Annotated in this window: 23 protein-coding genes; 17 read left to right on the plus strand and 6 right to left on the minus strand. The window is 57.6% G+C overall.

Annotated elements, in window-relative coordinates:
• The first annotated feature begins 48 nt into the window (after positions 1-48).
• From EAH74_RS15715 to EAH74_RS15745, 7 genes are all read left to right on the plus strand, one after another.
• Positions 49-1,746 carry a copper resistance system multicopper oxidase gene (locus EAH74_RS15715; RefSeq protein WP_140679675.1) on the plus strand — a complete coding sequence of 566 codons (1,698 nt, stop codon included), beginning with the start codon at positions 49-51 and terminating at the stop codon, positions 1,744-1,746.
• Between the two features lie 11 nt (positions 1,747-1,757).
• Positions 1,758-2,645 (plus strand): copper resistance protein B, encoded by an 888-nt coding sequence (locus tag EAH74_RS15720; protein WP_140679676.1) that lies wholly within the window; start codon positions 1,758-1,760, stop codon positions 2,643-2,645.
• A gap of 55 nt (positions 2,646-2,700) precedes the next feature.
• Positions 2,701-3,072, plus strand: a complete 372-nt coding sequence (gene copC, locus EAH74_RS15725) for a copper homeostasis periplasmic binding protein CopC (RefSeq protein WP_008151329.1) — start codon at positions 2,701-2,703, stop codon at positions 3,070-3,072.
• Positions 3,073-3,075: 3 nt separating this feature from the next.
• On the plus strand, positions 3,076-4,011 hold the full coding sequence (gene copD, locus EAH74_RS15730) for a copper homeostasis membrane protein CopD (RefSeq protein ID WP_140679677.1): 936 nt from the start codon (positions 3,076-3,078) through the stop codon (positions 4,009-4,011).
• A 260-nt stretch (positions 4,012-4,271) separates the two neighbouring features.
• The gene (locus EAH74_RS15735; protein ID WP_140679678.1) at positions 4,272-4,670 is read left to right on the plus strand and encodes a hypothetical protein; all 399 of its coding nucleotides are present in this window, start codon (positions 4,272-4,274) and stop codon (positions 4,668-4,670) included.
• 99 nt (positions 4,671-4,769) lie between these two features.
• Positions 4,770-5,039 carry a heavy-metal-associated domain-containing protein gene (locus EAH74_RS15740; RefSeq protein WP_140679679.1) on the plus strand — a complete coding sequence of 90 codons (270 nt, stop codon included), beginning with the start codon at positions 4,770-4,772 and terminating at the stop codon, positions 5,037-5,039.
• Positions 5,040-5,124: 85 nt separating this feature from the next.
• Positions 5,125-5,910 (plus strand): transporter substrate-binding domain-containing protein, encoded by a 786-nt coding sequence (locus tag EAH74_RS15745; RefSeq protein WP_140679680.1) that lies wholly within the window; start codon positions 5,125-5,127, stop codon positions 5,908-5,910.
• A gap of 126 nt (positions 5,911-6,036) precedes the next feature.
• Here the strand turns inward: EAH74_RS15745 and EAH74_RS15750 are convergent, their stop codons facing one another.
• Positions 6,037-6,255: a hypothetical protein gene (locus EAH74_RS15750; protein ID WP_033061890.1), complete on the minus strand. Its 219-nt coding sequence runs from the start codon at positions 6,253-6,255 to the stop codon at positions 6,037-6,039.
• Between the two features lie 479 nt (positions 6,256-6,734).
• Here EAH74_RS15750 and EAH74_RS15755 point away from each other — a divergent pair, with 479 nt between their 5' ends.
• The 6 genes from EAH74_RS15755 (at position 6,735) to tal (ending at position 10,626) form a co-directional block, all read left to right on the plus strand.
• Positions 6,735-7,004, plus strand: a complete 270-nt coding sequence (locus EAH74_RS15755) for a hypothetical protein (RefSeq protein ID WP_046047769.1) — start codon at positions 6,735-6,737, stop codon at positions 7,002-7,004.
• A 150-nt stretch (positions 7,005-7,154) separates the two neighbouring features.
• Complete coding sequence (gene dusA, locus EAH74_RS15760) at positions 7,155-8,150, plus strand: tRNA dihydrouridine(20/20a) synthase DusA (RefSeq protein WP_140679682.1); 996 nt, start codon at positions 7,155-7,157, stop codon at positions 8,148-8,150.
• Between the two features lie 189 nt (positions 8,151-8,339).
• Entirely contained in the window at positions 8,340-8,582 is a 243-nt protein-coding gene (locus EAH74_RS15765; RefSeq protein ID WP_140679683.1) for an AbrB/MazE/SpoVT family DNA-binding domain-containing protein, read from the plus strand.
• Positions 8,579-8,974, plus strand: a complete 396-nt coding sequence (locus tag EAH74_RS15770) for a PIN domain-containing protein (protein WP_140679684.1) — start codon at positions 8,579-8,581, stop codon at positions 8,972-8,974. Before EAH74_RS15765 ends, EAH74_RS15770 begins: the two co-directional genes overlap by 4 nt.
• A gap of 57 nt (positions 8,975-9,031) precedes the next feature.
• Complete coding sequence (locus tag EAH74_RS15775; protein ID WP_140679685.1) at positions 9,032-9,490, plus strand: hypothetical protein; 459 nt, start codon at positions 9,032-9,034, stop codon at positions 9,488-9,490.
• Positions 9,491-9,699: 209 nt separating this feature from the next.
• On the plus strand, positions 9,700-10,626 hold the full coding sequence (tal, locus tag EAH74_RS15780) for a transaldolase (RefSeq protein WP_140679686.1): 927 nt from the start codon (positions 9,700-9,702) through the stop codon (positions 10,624-10,626).
• Positions 10,627-10,699: 73 nt separating this feature from the next.
• On the opposite strand, the gene rssC is transcribed toward tal, so the two are convergent.
• The 3 genes from rssC to EAH74_RS15795 form a co-directional block, all read right to left on the minus strand.
• The gene (gene rssC / locus EAH74_RS15785) at positions 10,700-11,182 is read right to left on the minus strand and encodes an anti-sigma factor antagonist RssC (RefSeq protein WP_007935262.1); all 483 of its coding nucleotides are present in this window, start codon (positions 11,180-11,182) and stop codon (positions 10,700-10,702) included.
• Positions 11,182-12,363 (minus strand): two-component system response regulator RssB, encoded by a 1,182-nt coding sequence (gene rssB, locus EAH74_RS15790; RefSeq protein ID WP_140679687.1) that lies wholly within the window; start codon positions 12,361-12,363, stop codon positions 11,182-11,184. Before rssB ends, rssC begins: the two co-directional genes overlap by 1 nt.
• Before the next feature lie 351 nt (positions 12,364-12,714).
• On the minus strand, positions 12,715-13,404 hold the full coding sequence (locus tag EAH74_RS15795; protein ID WP_140679689.1) for an MlaA family lipoprotein: 690 nt from the start codon (positions 13,402-13,404) through the stop codon (positions 12,715-12,717).
• 201 nt (positions 13,405-13,605) lie between these two features.
• On the opposite strand from EAH74_RS15795, the gene EAH74_RS15800 reads away from it, so the two are divergent.
• Both EAH74_RS15800 and EAH74_RS15805 read left to right on the plus strand, forming a co-directional pair.
• A complete protein-coding gene (locus tag EAH74_RS15800) occupies positions 13,606-14,226 on the plus strand; it encodes an HAD family phosphatase (protein ID WP_140679690.1) in 621 nt (206 codons plus the stop codon).
• 110 nt (positions 14,227-14,336) lie between these two features.
• A complete protein-coding gene (locus tag EAH74_RS15805) occupies positions 14,337-14,600 on the plus strand; it encodes a DUF4404 family protein (RefSeq protein WP_008151367.1) in 264 nt (87 codons plus the stop codon).
• A gap of 173 nt (positions 14,601-14,773) precedes the next feature.
• Here EAH74_RS15805 and queF read toward each other — a convergent pair whose 3' ends face one another.
• On the minus strand, positions 14,774-15,604 hold the full coding sequence (gene queF, locus EAH74_RS15810) for an NADPH-dependent 7-cyano-7-deazaguanine reductase QueF (protein ID WP_140679691.1): 831 nt from the start codon (positions 15,602-15,604) through the stop codon (positions 14,774-14,776).
• Positions 15,605-15,665: 61 nt separating this feature from the next.
• A complete protein-coding gene (locus EAH74_RS15815; protein ID WP_140679692.1) occupies positions 15,666-16,202 on the minus strand; it encodes a cupredoxin domain-containing protein in 537 nt (178 codons plus the stop codon).
• 155 nt (positions 16,203-16,357) lie between these two features.
• Between EAH74_RS15815 and EAH74_RS15820 the strand changes: the two genes are divergently transcribed.
• Both EAH74_RS15820 and EAH74_RS15825 read left to right on the plus strand, forming a co-directional pair.
• Positions 16,358-17,038, plus strand: coding sequence for a heavy metal response regulator transcription factor (locus tag EAH74_RS15820; RefSeq protein ID WP_123365450.1), 681 nt, complete (start codon positions 16,358-16,360; stop codon positions 17,036-17,038).
• The gene (locus tag EAH74_RS15825; RefSeq protein WP_140679693.1) at positions 17,038-18,387 is read left to right on the plus strand and encodes a heavy metal sensor histidine kinase; all 1,350 of its coding nucleotides are present in this window, start codon (positions 17,038-17,040) and stop codon (positions 18,385-18,387) included. The genes EAH74_RS15820 and EAH74_RS15825 overlap by 1 nt, the downstream gene beginning before the upstream one ends.
• The last annotated feature ends 78 nt before the right edge of the window (positions 18,388-18,465 follow it).

The raw sequence follows: 18,465 nt of genomic DNA on the forward strand, positions 1-18,465 counted from the left end.
GTTAGCCTCGTCGTCAAGCTCTCCACGCTGACGGACCGGGAAAACGGCATGCATTCCAACACATCAAGACGCACCTTCGTGAAGGGGCTGGCCGTGGGCGGGCTCCTCGGCGGCTTCGGGTTATGGCGCACGCCTGTCTGGGCGGTCACCAGTCCTGGCGCGCCTCAGGTGTTGGAGGGCACCGATTTCGACCTGCTCATCGGCGAAACCCCGGTCAACATCACGGGCAACCCGCGTATCGCGATGACCATCAACGGTGGTATTCCCGGGCCCCTTCTGCGCTGGCGAGAAGGCGACACAGTTACATTGCGGGTGAAGAACAAACTCAAGGACAACACCTCCATTCACTGGCACGGCATCTTGCTGCCAGCCAACATGGACGGCGTGCCGGGGCTGAGCTTTCACGGCATCGAGCCAGATGGCATGTATGTCTACCAGTTCAAGGTCCGGCAGAACGGCACTTACTGGTACCACAGCCATTCGGGATTTCAGGAGCAGTCCGGCGTTTACGGGCCGTTGGTGATTGACGCCAAGGAACCGGAGCCGTTCCAGTACGACCGCGATTACGTGGTGATGCTGACCGACTGGACCGATGAAGATCCGGTCGGCCTGATGAAGACGCTGAAAAAGCAGTCCGATTACTACAACTACAACAAGCCCACCGTGGGTGATTTCATCCACGACGTCAGCGAGAAAGGTTGGGGTTCCACGATCGCCGATCGAAAGATGTGGGCCGAAATGAAGATGAACCCCACCGACCTGGCCGACGTCAGCGGCGCGACTTACACCTACTTGATGAACGGCCAGGCGCCGAACTCGAACTGGACGGGCGTGTTCCGTCCGGGCGAGAAGTTGCGCCTGCGCTTCATCAACGGCTCCGCCATGACGTATTTCGACGTGCGCATTCCCGGGCTGAAAATGACGGTGGTCGCTGCGGATGGGCTACACGTCAAACCGGTGAGTGTCGATGAGTTTCGCATTGCGGTGGCGGAGACCTTCGATGTGATTGTCGAGCCGACCGAAGCGGCTTACACCTTGTTCGCCCAGTCGATGGATCGGACTGGCTTTGCACGCGGCACGCTTGCAGCGAAGGCTGGTTTATCCGCGCCGGTACCGCCGCTGGACCGTCGACCGCTGGTGACCATGGATGACATGGGCATGGGTGGAATGGATCACGGCAGCATGGCGGGTATGGATCACAGCACCATGGCCATGCCCGGTATGCAGTCTCATCCGGAGACGGAAAAAGACAACCCACTGGTAGACATGCAAGCCATGACCACCGCCCCCAAACTCGACGATCCCGGCCTGGGCCTGCGCAACAACGGCCGCCGTGTCCTGACCTATTCCGACCTTCGCAGCACCTTCGAAGACCCGGACGGCCGCGACCCGAGCCGCACGATTGAACTGCACCTCACCGGCCACATGGAAAAATTTGCCTGGTCGTTCAACGGTGTGAAGTTCTCCGACGCCGAACCTGTGCGCCTCAAATATGGCGAGCGGGTTCGGGTGGTGCTGGTCAACGACACAATGATGACCCACCCGATCCATCTGCATGGCATGTGGAGCGACCTCGAAGATGAGAACGGCGAGTTCATGGTGCGCAAACACACCATCGACATGCCGCCCGGTTCCCGACGCAGCTATCGGGTCACCGCCGATGCGCTCGGCCGCTGGGCCTATCACTGCCATCTCCTGTACCACATGGAAATGGGCATGTTCCGTGAAGTTCGCGTGGAAGAATGAGACGCCTACCCATGACCAGACTCACCCCCCTCTCTTTGGCACTCGTGACCGCGAGCCTGACACTTTCTTCGGCGATGGCCGCCACCGACGACATGCAGAACATGGATCACAGCCAGATGCAGGGCATGGACCCTAGCCAAATGCAAAGCATGGACGACGGCCAGATGCAGCCCGCCGCGCCGACCGAAAGCCGCACGCCGATCCCGGCGCTGACCGATGCCGACCGGGCCGCCGTGTATGCCAGCCCGACCGGCCACGGCGTGCATGACACCGCGCTCAACTATTACTTCCTCGCCGACAAACTCGAATGGCAGGACGCTGACAACGGCAGCACTCTGGCCTGGGATCTCTCCGGCTGGATCGGCGGCGACATCGATCGCCTGTGGCTGCGCTCCGAAGGCGAACGCACCAACGGCAAAACCGAAGACGCCGAAATCCAGGCCCTGTGGGGGCACGCAATCTCCCCGTGGTGGGACGTGGTAACCGGCATTCGCCAGGATTTCAAACCTGGCGACCCGCAAACCTGGGCCGCGTTCGGCGTGCAAGGCATGGCGCTGTACAACTTCGAAACCGAAGCCACCGCCTTCATCGGTGAAGGCGGCCAAACCGCCGCGCGACTGGAAGGCGACTACGACATCCTGCTGACCAACCGGCTGATCCTGCAGCCGACCGCCGAGCTCAATGTCTACGGCAAAAACGATCCGCAACGGGGTATCGGTTCCGGGTTATCCAACACCGAAGCCGGCCTGCGACTGCGCTATGAAATCCGCCGGGAAATCGCGCCCTATATCGGCATGACCTGGAACCGGACCTACGGCAAAACCGCCGACTACGCCAACGATGAAGGTGAGGATCGCAGCGAAGCACGCCTGGTCCTCGGTGTTCGCCTGTGGTTCTAAACGCATTAACTCAACAACCAAAAAAACAACCGCTTAAAGCGGTAAGAGGCCTTGCATGCGCATGATTAAAACTACCGCTGTTGCCATTGGGCTGCTCATGAGCGCGCTCGCTCAAGCGCACCCAAAACTGCTTTCCTCCACTCCGGCAGAAGGTGCGGATGGCGCGGCACCCGGCACTGTCGAACTGCACTTCTCGGAAAACCTCATGACCCAGTTTTCCGGCGCGAAACTGGTCATGACCGAAATGCCCGGCATGGCGCACTCCCCCATGCCCATGAAAGCCAAAGTCTCTGGGGGTAGCGATCCGAAAACCATGGTCATCACACCGCTTTCGCCACTGCCTGCCGGCACCTACAAAGTCGAATGGCGCGCGGTGTCGTCGGACACTCACCCGATCACCGGCAACGTTACGTTCAAAGTGAAGTGATTGATGAGCGACTCGGTCAGCATTGCACTGCGCTTTGGGTTGTATGTGGATTTGATGTTGCTGTTTGGGGTGGCGCTGTTTGGGCTCTATAGCCTTAAAGGACAGGAACGGATATCGGGCGCGGCGTTACCGTTTCGGTCAATGTTGGTGGGAACGGCGGTGCTGGGTGTGCTGTTTTCCGTCGCCAGCATGGTGATGATGGCCAGGGCCATGAGCGGTGAGACGAACTTTGCCGAGCTGCGTCCGCATATCGAGATGATGGTGTTTGAGACGGACGTGGGGTTGGCCTGGACGGTTCGCATTGTTGCACTGGTTGTCGGCAGTTTGGCGGTCATGTTCAACCAACGGGCGCCCGGCGTCAGTCTGCTGATCGCGTCTGCTGCTGGAGGCATCGCCCTCGCCAGCTTGGCCTGGAGCGGTCATGGGGCGATGGATGAAGGTAGCCGGCGGTATTGGCATTTCATCACCGACATCTTGCATCTGCTGGCGGCGGGGGCGTGGCTGGGTGGGTTGATCGCATTTGCCTTGTTAGCGAGGATCAACTCACTGCAAAGCGAAGAGCACATCCGGCTGCTGGTCCGTGCTGTTAAGCGGTTTGAATGGGTGGGCGCGGTGATTGTGGTCGTGATCACCGTGACGGGAGTCGTGAACTACCTGTTCATCGTCGGCCCTGAACTTGACGAGGTGTTTCTCAGTACCTACGGGATTTTGCTTTTTATCAAAGTGGGGTTGTTTGCCGGGATGCTGGTGCTGGCCGCGTTGAATCGGTTTCACCTTGGGTCACTGTTGGAGCGGTCGCTGCGGGACAGGCAATACCAGGTAGCGGCGAATGCATTGCGGCGCAGCGTGGTAGTGGAGTTGGTGGCGGCAGTGTTGATTGTGGGGTTGGTTGCCTGGTTGGGGACATTGAGTCCAGAGATGGAAATGAGCGCGGAGTAACGTAAAGGGGGATCACTTGATATGGATCAATGACGGCCTCTTGATCGGGATTAAGCTCAAGAAAATCCCTCGGATCGGGTACACACTATGCTCTGGTTCCGCACTCACCTACCGCTGCTGATCCGCCAAGTGCTCGCACTGTGGCCGCCAGCACGCCTGCGCTTCGTTCGCTTCAACAATTAAAACCGTCCTCCGAGCGCCCGGAATTCCGGCCGCCCCCTTTGGCTTCGCCTCTTTAGCGCAACTCACTGGAGATTGCCATGCATACACACTTCAAAGCACTCGTCGCCGCACTGCTCATCAGTAGCCCATTGGTTGCTCTGGCCGTCGACGAACATCACCCCGACACACCGCCAACCACACCGGCCACCGCCACCGCCACCACGCAAGACAAGGCCATGAGCGAACAGATGGAAAAAATGCAGGCGGCCCACAAAAAAATGATCGCCGCCAAAACCCCGGCCGAACGCCAGGCCGCCATGCAGGAAGGCATGGCCACGATGAAGGACAGCATGGGCATGATGCACAACCACTGCCAAGGCATGGGAATGGGCAAAGGCATGTCCGGCGGCAAGGACCCATCAGACCAGATGATGGGCATGATGATGAAAATGATGGATCAGCAGTCGAGCATGATGAAGATGCCTATGAGCAACTAACGCTCTTAAAGAAGCGCTTGACCTTAACATCGTGGCAAGGTCAACCATCGATCTACTTCATCACACCACCTGCCACTCACAGTAAAAGAGGTTTACGTAATGAACAGTACTGAACTGCAAGTCGAAGGCATGAGCTGCGGGAGTTGCGTCAAACACATCAACGCCGCGTTACAGCCGCTCGCCGGAGTGGGTGAAGTGACTGTCGATATGGTGTCTGGTCGGGTCAAGGTGACTGGAGATGCCGAGAGCGATGTTCTGTTATCGGCACTGAAGGAGGCAGGGTATCCAGCAAGCGTACTGGCAGAAGACAAACATGAAGGCGTAAAGAAGAAATCTGGCTGCGGCGGGTCAAGTTGCTGCTGTCACTGAGTCCGCCCCGGCGAGGATGAAGTTGAGCGGTGCGGCAGAAAGTAAGTACTCTCAGCCCCCACTCCATCATGGAAGCCGGATAACAATGAAAAACATAAAAAGCACAATGATGCTCGGTGGCCTGCTCGCTCTATCGTTTGGCGCTCAGGCAGAGCAATCGCATTTGGACAACGTCATCCAACAAGGCCAACTGCGCGTGTGTACGACGGGCGACTACAAGCCCTATACCTCCAAAGCCGAGGACGGCGAATACTCGGGCATCGACATCGCCATGGCCCGTTCGCTGGCCGACAGCCTGGGTGTCAAGGTTGAATGGGTGCAGACCACCTGGAAAACCCTGATGCCCGACATGCTGGCGGGCAAATGCGACATCGGCGTCGGCGGCATCTCAGTCACGCTGGAGCGCCAGAAAAAAGCCTTCTTCAGCACCACGCTGGACGTCGACGGCAAAATCCCGCTGGTGCGCTGCGAAGATCAGGCGTTGTACCAAACCGTCGAACAAATCAACCAGCCTTCGGTTCGTTTAGTCGAACCTGCAGGCGGCACCAACGAAGCCTTTGTTCACGCCTTTCTACCCAAAGCGCAATTGAGCCTTCACGACAACGTGACCATCTTCCAGGAGCTGCTGGACAAGAAGGCTGACGTGATGATCACCGATGCTTCGGAAGCGCTGTATCAGCAGAAACTCAAACCCGGTCTGTGCGCGGTGAACCCGAAGCAATTCATGCAATACGGCGAGAAGGCTTACTTGCTACCGCGCGATGACATGACTTGGAAGTTGTACGTCGATCAGTGGCTACACCTAGCCAAAGTCACAGGCAACTACCAAAAAGTATTGGGCCAATGGATAGCGACACCCGAGCCCAAATAACCGCACGTACACCATCCATGTAGCAGCTGGCGAAGCCTGCGTCCGACTGCGCAGCAGTCGCCAACCTAAAGCACACGGCACATCAGGCAAAACGCAAAACGCAAAACGGCGGAAACACTTCCGCCGTTAATCGTCGTGCAACAACCCCGAACTGTACTCGCCGAAGCTGTTGCCGAGCGCACTGCCATGGAAATTCATCTTATTGGGGTTGTTGGTAGGCCCCGGGCCAAAGCCGGCAGACGGCAGGGTGGCTTCCGAATATTCGCTATGGGTGCTTGCACCCGAACAGGCGCTCAACAGCAATGCACCGGCGATCAGAGCGACTTTGAAGAGGTTCGAGATCATTTTTCAGTTTCCTGTGGGTTGGAAGCGCGGTGACCTTAGGTAGTCATCCTATGCCGAGAGACCACCAGGAATTATGAAATTTGGTGGGGCGACAGCGTTGGTTCAGGTACTGCGGTTTCCTGATGTAAAAATGGGTGTTCCCCAGACAAACTGTCAAAAGAGCAACGTCCTACACGACTCTGGGAATTGTCCGTACACTTGCGCATTGCTGAGCCTTTGTCACGAGGCCTATAGTCCGATCCGCGTCCATATGACGTATCGGGTTTGGCGACTCGATGACAACGGTAAAGAAACCTCCGAGCTCTTCTCGGAGGGTTTCTGAACGCACTTGGCTACCTGTTTTTTGGTGGCTGTGCGTGGGAGACCTTCGGGTCTGCCGGTTTTACCATTGTCCGGTTCGCCAACCCGCGTACAGCTACCACCCTTTTGTTTGGCGACAATTGAGTGGTAGGTCTTCCACCTACAATTGGTAACCACTCATGAAAGAATATATGGCTTTAACCAGCAACGCCGACGACCTTCCCTCGCTGTATGTAAACACCACCCAACCGCTGCATTCACTGCTTAGCACCGCACGCTACCGAATTGGTGCGGTAACGCAGATCCTGGAAAACCTCGCGATGCGCGGCGACATCACCACGGACTCGGTGATTCTCAGTGACTTCGCAATGCTTTGCTGCATACCGTTGCGCGATGGATGCGATGTGCTGGATGTCATTGCGCGCCGTATGGATGCTGAACCGTCCTGATGTCACAACGGGGCGCCCACCCGGACGCCCCTCCGCCCACGGGCACTCCGAGACCAACACAGAACAATCGCAGAAAGGCTCGCCTAAACCCTGCAACCCCAATCCTGATAAACTCCCCACCTCCCAGCCTCACCCATCTCAGAACCGCCAATGCCCCCAATCACCGCCACACCCGCCCCGCTCTCCCGCCGCTTCTCCGTCGCCCCGATGATGGATTGGACTGATAGGCATTGCCGTTTTTTCCTACGCCTACTCTCCAAACACGCCCTCCTCTACACCGAAATGGTCACCACCGGCGCACTCCTCAACGGCGATCACGACCGCTTCCTCCGCCACAACGACGCCGAACACCCGCTCGCCCTGCAACTCGGCGGCAGTGTGCCGCTGGATCTGGCGATGTGCGCACGCATGGCGCAGGAGCACGGTTACGACGAGGTGAATCTGAATGTCGGCTGCCCGAGCGATCGGGTGCAGAACAATATGATCGGTGCGTGCCTGATGGGGCATCCGCAGTTGGTGGCCGATTGTGTGAAGGCGATGCGGGATGCGGTGTCGATTCCGGTGACGGTGAAGCACCGCATCGGGATTAATGGCCGGGACAGTTACGAGCAGTTGTGTGATTTCGTTGGTACGGTTCGGGATGCCGGGTGCACCAGTTTTACGGTGCATGCGCGGATTGCGATTCTGGAGGGGTTGTCGCCGAAGGAGAACCGCGACATTCCACCCCTGCGTTATGACGTGGCGGCGCGGTTGAAGACAGATTTTCCGGAGTTGGAGATTATTCTCAACGGCGGGATCAAGACGCTGGAAGCCTGTCACGAGCATTTGCAGACGTTCGACGGCGTGATGTTGGGTCGCGAGGCTTATCACAACCCTTATGTGATGGCTGAGGTGGATCAGCAGCTGTTCGGCAGCACGGCGCCGGTGATTAGCCGGGCGGAGGCGCTGGCGCAGCTACGGCCTTATATAGCGGCGCATATTGATGCGGGCGGCTCGATGCACCACATCACTCGGCATGTGCTGGGGCTGGGTACCGGGTTTCCGGGGGCGCGCAAGTTTCGGCAGTTGTTGTCGGTGGATATTCATAAGGCTAAAGAGCCTTTGGTGTTGCTGGACCAGGCGGCGGAGTTGTTGGAGGGGCGTTGATCAGCCGCGCTGGCCAACTCCTCCAGCCCGTGTTTGTTGTGCCGGGATAATGCGTCTTTACCGAAGCGGCTGGTCTGTTCCAGGATCAGCTTCGTTTTCACCGCCCATCGTTCCCCGTTCCGTTGAGCATTGATTTCCAAAAATCCTTACCCTAATGTAAGGAAAAGCTGACTTGACGGAGTATCCACCATGGCAACCGCCACACTGACCTCGAAAGGACAAATCACCATTCCGGCACAGGTTCGGGCTTCTCTTGGTCTCGACACGGGGGATCGCATTGAATTTGTAGCCATAGGCGATGGTAAATTCGCCATTATGGCCGCGACTCATTCGGCTCGCGACCTCAAAGGACTCATACGCAAGCCCGCTAAAGCTGTAAGCATCGAGGACATGAACCAGGCCATCGCAGTACAAGGATCCAAAGCCATATGATAGGTCTGGATACCAACGTACTGGTCAGGTATGTCGCTCAGGATGATCCAAAGCAGTCAGCTAAAGCCTCCGAACTGATTGAGTCGCTAACGATAGCTTCTCCTGGGTTCATCACGATGGTTTCGATAGTCGAGTTGGTCTGGGTACTTCAATCCTGCTACGAGAGCGCAAAAAGCGAGATCATTACAGTCCTCGAAACGCTTTTGCGGACTCGTGAATTGACGGTGGAAAACTCCGAAATTGTTTGGCAGGCGCTGCGTAGTTACTCACAGGCCAACGCTGACTTCGCAGATTGCTTGATTGAGCGCAGCGCCAACGCGGCAGGCTGCGAGTACATCGTCACCTTCGACAGCAAGGCTGCCAAGACGGCAGGCATGCGTCGCCTGACCTGACTTGGCACGTTCAGATCAGCCGCTTTGCATTCGTAGCCCGACACGCCCAGGAGAGACATGGAATACCACCGAGCTCGCCTTCAGTATCAATTCAACAAACTTCAACCTATCCGCGATGGCATCTTTCCGGCCTATGGTGGGAACATCGAGTTCGAGTTGTTTAGCTTCTTCGAGGTCTGTTATCACCTCAAAGACTGGGTGAAACACTCCCCTAGCTACAGCTCGCTCAGCAACGTGGAAGACTACAAAAGCCAAAGCCCTGCACTGAGAATATGCGCCGACGTCTGCAACAAGCTTAAGCACAGCAAGCTTGATAGAAAGTTGCGAAGCGGGTCGGTGCCTGGAGTCTTCATGATCAAATCTACGATGACTGTCGGTCCAATTGGGACTACCTCGATCGTGAGCATCGACGAGGCAAGAATTGAGACTGAACGTGGCGATGAATGCTGTTTTGAGCTCGCTCAGGAATGCATGGAGGCGTGGAAGACGTATTTCATCTTGAACAATGCCACTTAGCCTCAGCTCCATCGGCATTAAGCCGCGTTAGCCGTCAGACCGGTTGAACCTGTGGTCTGATTTGGCATCGTATTTACCGATACCGCGCCCCGCCATTCAAACAGCCGTTTTCAGGTTGTTGCCGCTGAGGCCCTCGATACGTACATGCACCCTTGAGTGGCTGTCAGCGCTCGGGTAATGTCATTAGACCCATAGGACAGAGCACGCCCATGACTTCCAAGCTGGAACAACTCAAACAAATGACCACCGTGGTTGCCGACACCGGCGACTTCGAAGCTATCGCTCGCGTTAAACCCGTGGACGCTACCACCAACCCTTCCCTGCTGCTCAAAGCGGCGGCCATTCCCGGTTATGCCGAGTTGCTGAACGCTTGCGTCAGCGACTGCAAGGGCGATGTGGGCCTGGCCAGCGACCGTTTTGGCGTTGCGGTAGGGCAAGAAATTCTGAAAGTGATCCCAGGCCGTATTTCCACCGAAGTGGATGCGCGCCTGTCGTTCGACACTGACGCCGTATTGAAGCGTGCGCACCGTCTGATCGAGCTGTACGACAAGGCCGGCATTGGCCGCGACCGCGTGCTGATCAAGATCGCTTCCACCTGGGAAGGTATCCGCGCTGCCGAGATTCTGGAAAAGGAAGGCATTCAGTGCAACCTGACGCTGCTGTTTTCCTTCGCTCAAGCTGCGGCTTGTGCTGACGCAGGCGTATTCCTGATTTCGCCGTTCGTAGGTCGCATCTACGACTGGTACAAGAAAGCCAACGGCAACGACTACACCGGCGCGGATGATCCGGGCGTGCAGTCGGTGACGCGCATCTACAACTACTACAAGGCCAATGACTACAAGACTGTGGTCATGGGTGCGAGCTTCCGTAACCTGAATCAGATCGAGCAGTTGGCCGGTTGCGACCGCCTGACCATCAGCCCGGATCTGATCGATAAGCTGGCGGCGGATACTGGCAAGCTGGAGCGCAAATTGGCCCCGGGTCATGCCGGTGAAGCTCGCTTGAACTTGAATGAAGCGCAGTTCCGTTGGTTGTCCAACGAGGATGCGATGGCGACCGAGAAACTGGCTGAGGGTATTCGTCAGTTCGCTCGCGACCAGGAAAAACTAGAAGCATTGCTGCAAGCCAAGCTCTGATCCAACAAGAGCAAACGCAAAAAGGGCGAACCCTCACAGGTTCGCCCTTTTTTGTGCGCGGCCGCTTATGAAATCAGTGACGCTCGAGGGCGTTCACCAGATCATGGAATGCTTCACGATTGGAGTCGTTCAGGCCCATGAGGATCTTGTGCGCTTCGAGCACTTTGATCCGCACCACTTCTTCGGACTGATCCTGGTCTGGCAGGTCGGTCAGGCACTCAGGGCACGGGATCGGGCGGTCAACGATGTTGAACACTTGCTCGAAGCCCATGGACTGCAGCAGACGGGTGATGTCTTCGTGGGTGGTGACGACGGTCGGCAGCAAGCCGACCTTTTGCCGCGACAGGATCGACAGCTTGGCCAAAAGGCCAAGGGTGGTGCTGTCGATGCTGCGGGTTTCGGTCAGGTCGATCACGATTGCGTTGAAGTTCAACGCCGTGAAGATCCGCTCAATAGTCGCATCCAACGCCGAACACAGGGTCAGGCGAACTTCACCGACGAACTTCAGGACGAAGGTGCCATCCTGCTCGGCGAACTGGATTCTACCGGTACTCATTAAAGATTCCTGCTCAACACCAACAGGGCGATATCATCCGGCATCTCCCCTAGCGTGGCCAATCCAAAAACCTGCCGCAGACCATCCAGGCTGCCGCCCGCTGCCTTGACCCGTTGGGGCAAAGCCGCTTCTTTTTCTTTGAGTGTAGGTTCTGGCAAAAGGTCCAGAATGCCATCGGACATCAGCGTCAGGCTGAACGTCGGCGGCAGTTCCAGCACGTGATCTTCGTAGGTGGCTTCATTGAAGAGGCCCACCGGCAGACCACGCCCTTCCAGATAACGAACACTGTCTGGCGTGTACAACACAGGCAACGGCAAATGACCACCGATGCTATAGGTCAGCAAACCTGTCTCCTCGTCGATGACTCCACCGACCATTGTGACGTGTTTACCCAGCTTACAACTGATCAGGCCTCGGTTGATATGACCAAGGACCTCTGAAGGCTTGAATTCCGGCAATGTACCGCTGCGCTTGGATTCGAACAGCAAGCGTGTGGTCATGAACTTCAGCAGCACGGTAACGAAGGCTGAAGAGGCGCCATGACCGGAAACGTCCGCCAGGTAGAAGGCTACACGACGCTCGTCGACCCGAAAGTAGTCGACGAAATCACCCGACAGGTACAGCGACGGGATGATCTGGTGAGCAAACTGGAACTCGTCGATGGTCCAGGGGCTGACCGGCAGCATGTTCATCTGCACCTGGCGACCGGCGTTCTGGTCTTCCTGGAGCAAGTTCAGGCTGGCGGCGAGCTCGCGGTTGGCCTTTTCCAGCTTCTCGCGGTAGCGCTGGTTTTCCAGCAGCAGGCGCGCACGATCCAGGGCCCGGCGCACAGAGTGCTCGAGCACAGCCAGATCTTCGAGAGGCTTGATCAGGTAGTCCGCTGCGCCCAAGCGCAGGGCCTCGACCGCGTCGTGCATCACGCCGGCGCCCGAAACCACGATAACCGGGGTTTGTGGCGACAGCTCGGTGACCTGTCGGATGAGTTCGAGTCCGCCCATCTGCGGCATGCGCAGATCGCAGATGACCAAGTCGGGCTTGTCTTGCTCGAATACCTGAAGACCCTGCTGGCCATTGCTGGCCTGCAAGACGCTGAAACCACTGTCTTCCAAATAGGCGGCGAGGCTCGCGCGCACTACTTCGTCATCATCGATTATCAGCAGCGTGGCACTGGTTTTTGGCATGTGGGCAAACGGCGCCAGAATTAGGTTGGCGTAGCAGGCAGGGGCTTTGTCCCGGCTCACACTACTGGATTCGCTTTCTAGCCTCTCTACTGCACTGTTTTCGAGCGTTTGCCCTACACACAGGTACACCAGAGGTGCCCTTCTAAGGCGCAGACGGTACTCCCATCCGCGGGGCGTTTCAAGCTCACGCCGATGGTCGCTTGACGTCTTTCCATTTCAAATCACCGGGAGTTATAAGAACAGGCAAAACCGTAACGTAATGGAAGGTTCAAACCCATCAGTAAAACCAGCCCGGAAAGCCAAACGAAAGAAGGCGGCCACTGGCCGCCTTCCTCTCTTTACCGGTCGAGATCAAAAATCGTCTTCGACCTGGCCGTCTTTGACTTTGAATTCACGGTTCTGCAGGTACGCATTGCGGATGAAGGTGTACTTGTCGCCGGTGATCAGCTTCTCGCTCGACAGCAGGCTGGCGCGGGTGTCGATGATGTTAAGGCCGAAGATCGAGTTACGCACCGGCACGTCGTTGATGTACGGGTACGGGCCGGTGTAGCCATCGACATACTTGGACGGCGCGTCACGCAGCGTGCTTGGACCCAACAACGGCAACATCACGTAAGGGCCGCTGCCTACACCCCAGTAGCCGAGGGTCTGACCGAAATCTTCGTCATTGCGCTGCAGGCCCATCTTGGTGCCCACATCGAAGAAGCCCAGCAGGCCGAAGGTGGTGTTGAAGATCAAGCGTGCGGTATCGACACCGGCGGCGGCTGGTTTGGCCTGCAAGATATCGTTGGCAAGGTTGGTGACATCTCCGACGTTGCGGAACATGTTGTGGATGCCGTCTTCAAGGAACTGCGGCGTCACGAACTGATAACCCTGGGCCAAAGGCTTCAGCGCATAGGTGTCGAGCACATCGTTGAACTTGTAGATCGGGCGGTTGATACTTTCCCAAGGGTCGTCTTCCGAGGCTGCCTGGGCAACGAACGGAACCAGCAATAGGCTGGCAGACACACAAAGCTGAGCTAGATGATTGCTCCAGCGCATAGAAAAACTCCTTGGATTGTACTGGCGCGGGCCCTTGGCCCAAGCGTTAAGTTGGCTAGTATAAGACGGAAAAGCCGCTTAAGGCAGCACCGCTGCAAGGCAGCCTGCGGATCATTCGTGATGATTGTGAGCGATTCACATCAGTGTCACTCAACTGTCACTGTCGCCCCCTAGCCTTGAGGCTATTTCAGGGACGTTGATATGCCGCACGCCGAAACCTTGCCCCACGTTGCGCCCAGCCTGACCGCCGTCCTGTTCGGCCTCAGTGGTTGCCTGGTGGATTTCGGTGCCCGCACACGCGCACAGGGCATCCCCTCTGCCATACACGCTGAGGCTACGCCCGGCGCGCTGGATAGCCTGCGCAGCTTGCAGCATCAGCAGATTCCCTGCGCCTGGCTCGATGAACTCCCCCCTGCCCTCAGCCATTCCCTGGCCGCTGCCTTGCCTTCGTGGATCAAACCCTCGCAACACCCCGAAACAAACAATCCATGGCCGGCACCGCATGCCTGTTGGCAAGCCCTGATGACGTTGAATGTCGAACGACTGGAGGGTTGTGTGCTGGTCAGCGGCGAACCACGCTTGCTGCAAGCGGGGCTCAATGCCGGATTGTGGACGATTGGGCTGGCGTCCTGCGGCTCACTCTGCGGCCTGGCGCCCAACGACTGGCAGGCGCTGACTCAGCAGGAACGGGAATTCAAACGCGGCAAGGCAACGATGCAACTGTTCGGTCTGGGTGTGCATTCAGTGATTGATCACCTCGGGGAACTCAACACCTGCCTGGCCGACATCAGCCTGCGCCGGCTCAAGGGCGAAAAGCCCTGATCGAGATCATGCAGGTTACGCGCGAGTGGATTAATCTAAAGGTCAAGCCATAGACCTTTGGCGTGCTGCTGCGGTCTATGCCAGTGCCTATCGATAAAAGGAAGAACGCCATGCCTGCCCGCGAACTGCAACAACAGCTCAATACTCTGCGCGAGCAATTGGAACAGAATCCACCGCTGACCGAAGCCGAGCGCGAAGACCTGCACGCGCTGATGCAACAGATCGAACTGGAACTGGAACTCGAAACCAAAACCCAGGACTCCAGCCTCGCCGACAATGTGAACCTGGCCGTTGAACGCTTCGAAATCGAACACCCGACCCTTGCCGGCACCTTGCGCAACATCGTGCAAGCCCTGGCCAATATGGGAATCTGAACCCGCCGAATACAAAAAAGCCCCGCCAGTGATGGCGGGGCTTTTTCATATCTGCAATTTGAAATGCAATCCACCTGTGGGAGCGAGCCTGCTCGCGATGGCTGAGTGTCAGGCACCCTAAATGCTGACTGATACACCGCCTTCGCGAGCAAGCCCGCTCCCACAGGGGTTCTTTATTGGCGGACCAGTCGATGGTTCGGCAACTGCACATCTTCAGTACTGCGATACGGGTTGATGTCCAACCCGCCGCGCCGCACATACCGCGCATACACCGTCAATTTTTCCGGTTTCAACAACCGTTGCAAGTCGAGAAAAATCCGCTCCACGCACTGTTCATGAAAGTCCGAGTGCTGACGGAAGCTCACGATGTATTCCAGCAAACTTGCGTGATCCAGCGCCGCGCCACGGTATTCCACCGCCACGCTGCCCCAGTCCGGCTGACTGGTAACCGGGCAGTTGGATTTGAGCAAATGGCTGTGCACGCTCTCCTCCACGATGCGTGATTGATCGCAACGCAGCAGTTCCGGGCGCGGATGCTCATAGTTGCTGACGCTGATATCCAGATCATCAATGCACACGCCCGGCAACGCCACAACGCCTTCAGCTTCGACGTCCTTCAGGTTGCGAACCCGCACACCGACCGGTTTACCGGCAGCGGCCGACAGGTCTTTCGCCAACGTCGCTTCAAGGATCGCGGTGTCGGCAAACGGTGTCTGGTTCAGGGAATTGAGGTACAGCTTGAACGACTTCGATTCGATGATATTCGGCGAATCCGCCGGGATAGTGAACTCGCCAATCGCCACCACTGGCTTGCCGGACGGCAACAGCCACGACAGCTCGAAGCAGTTCCAGAAATCGACGCCCTTGTACGGCAGGGTTTCCGCCGTCAAGCCAAGCTCCGCCCATTTCGCGGTGCGCGGGATCGGGAACAGCAACGACGGTGTATAGGTGGCGATGTATTCGCTGGATTTGCCCAGCGGCGAGTGTTCGGCTGCGGGATGCATGGCGGAAACCTGACTGAAGAATCAGCGGATTCTACCAGCCTTTGCCCCCGCCTTTGAGTGCTTACTGACTGACAGTCAATTTGCCGACCATGCCGGCCTGGTAATGACTGGGGATATTGCAGGCAAATTCCAGGTTGGTGGCCTTGGTGAAGGTCCAGGTCAGCTCAGCGGTTTTGCCCGGCTCGATGAGCACGCTATTGGGGTCGTCGTGTTTCATGCCCTGCCCTTGAGATGAGTGCTCCATTCCGGCCATTGCACCGTGGTCCATATCCTTCATGCCTGTAGGCGTCAGCATGCCGCTCTGCTGCATCTTCATCATTTCCTGCTGATGTCTGGCATGCATCGCCGCGTCACCGAGGTTGAATTCGTGCAACAACTGGCCTTTATTCACCAACACAAAACGAACCGTCTCACCGGCCTTGATATCAATCGCCTTGGGCGTGAACGACATGTCGCCCATGACGACTTCAACGCTGCGAGTCGCCTTTGCCGCCGGGGCCGGTTGGCCAAAATCGTAGGTATGCGCCGGGGAAGCCCACGCTGGCGAGCTCAGCGCCAGCAAACACGCGAAGCGCACCAGTGATTTGCGCAAAAACATAGTCGTACTCCAACAAGATAAGATTCAGCCTGTGGAAAACTCTAAACTGCTGCGACTGCCCGCAAACTGACAGCCAGATTACAACTTTGTAAGGTAGACCTGTATTAACGCCGCCCACGGTATAAAGCGTTCGTTCCATTTGCCTCGAGTCGCCCATGAAACTGCTGATCGTCGAAGACCAACCGAAAACTGGCCACTACTTGCGCCAAGGCCTGACCGAGGCCGGTTTCAATACTGAACTGGTGGCGGACGGCAGCACCGGCCAGCAACTGGCGCTGACCGGCGATTACGCGCTGTTGATTCTCGATGTGATGCTGCCCGGTCGCGATGGCTGGCAGATTCTGCAAGCGGTGCGCAGTGCCGGCCTCGACACGCCGGTACTGTTTCTGACAGCCCGCGACGCGGTGGAGGACAGGGTCCACGGCCTCGAACTGGGCGCCGACGACTACCTGGTCAAACCGTTCGCCTTCTCTGAGCTGCTGGCCCGGGTCCGGAGCCTGTTGCGCCGCGGTAACGCCACACCTCAGGAAACCAGCCTGCAACTGGCGGACTTGCGCCTTGACCTGATCCGCCGTCGGGTCGAACGCAGCGGCCAGCGCATCGACCTGACGGCCAAGGAATTCGCCCTGCTGGAAATGCTCCTGCGCAGGCAAGGCGAAGTCCTGCCCAAGTCGTTGATCGCTTCCCAGGTCTGGGACATGAACTTCGACAGTGACACTAACGTCATCGAAGTGGCGATTCGTCGTTTGCGCCTGAAGATCGACGATGAATTTCCCAACAAGTTGATTCACACCGTACGTGGCATGGGTTACGTCCTAGAAGAGCGTCCCGCTTGATGCGCCGACTCTCGCTAAGCAGCCGTCTGGCGCTGCTGTTTGCAGCATGCACTGCAGTCGTGTCGTTGTTCGCCGGGGTGTTGTTCAGTCGGGCCAGTGAAGCGCATTTCGTTGAACTCGATCAGCAGTTGCTGGACGGCAAGTTGATTGGTTTGCGCCGGGCACTTCATGACATCCAGTCGATTGAAAGCGAAGTCAAACTGGCCGATGAATTGAGCCGACAGGCTGACCTGTCGCTGCGAATCACTGGCAGCGACGGCAAGCGCTGGTATGACAGCTCGACGCACCTGCCCCAGTCATTGCCGACCCAACCGGGTTTGTCCACGGTGAGCAGCGAAGGTACCGACTACCGCGTCCTCAACGCTCCGTTGTACCTCGATAAACCTGACTCACCGCAGTTGACCTTGCTGCTGGATATCACCCATCACCAGCACTTTCTGCAACGCATGCAACACCTGATCTGGTTGACAGTCGGATTGTCGGCACTGGCCACCGCCCTGCTCGGTGCCTGGGCGGCGCGCAGTGGGTTGCGGCCGTTACGGCGCATGAGTACGGTTGCCAGCGGCGTTTCGGCGCAATCGCTCAATGTACGTCTGCCCGAAGCAAACATGCCGCCAGAACTCGCGGAAATGGCCCACCACTTCAACGCGATGCTCGGACGCCTCGACGACTCTTTTCAGCGGCTCTCGGCCTTCTCCGCCGACATCGCCCATGAATTGCGCACGCCGTTGTCGAACCTGCTGACCCACACCCAGGTCACCCTCACCCGCCCACGGCCCATTGAAGATTACCGAGAAGCACTGCACAGCAATCTCGAAGAACTGCAATGGATGGCGCAACTGGTCAACGACATGTTGTACCTGGCCAAGGCCGACCACGGGTTGTTGATGCCCAAGCGCGAACCGCTGGAGCTGGCGGAAGAAGCGGATTTATTGCTGGAGTTTTTTGCACCGTTGGCGGAGGACGCTCAGGTCAGGTTGAGTCGTGAAGGCAGTGCGCGCATGGAAGGTGATCGCAGCATGTTGCGGCGGGCGCTCTCCAATTTGCTGGACAATGCGTTGCGGTTTACGCCGGTCAAAGGTGAGGTTCGGGTGCGAATTGTTGATCAGCCTAAGGGATTGAGCCTGACGGTCGAGAACAGCGGCGACGGAATTGACGGGGCGTTGCTGCCGCGTTTATTTGATCGCTTCTACCGGGCTGATCCGGCGCGCCAGGAAGGCAGTAGTGAACATGCGGGATTGGGGCTGGCGATCACTCAGTCAATCATCCGCGCCCATGGCGGGCAGATTCGTTGCGAATCGGATAACGGGTGGACGCGGTTTGTGATTGAGTTGCCCAAGGGAGATTGAGGCCAGCAACTCTGGCCTCATCGCGAGCAAGCTCGGCTCCCACAGGGTTCAGAGTCGTTCACAAATCTGCGATTCAAC

The organism is Pseudomonas mandelii, assembly GCF_006438925.1.
Lineage (GTDB): Bacteria > Pseudomonadota > Gammaproteobacteria > Pseudomonadales > Pseudomonadaceae > Aquipseudomonas > Aquipseudomonas mandelii_C.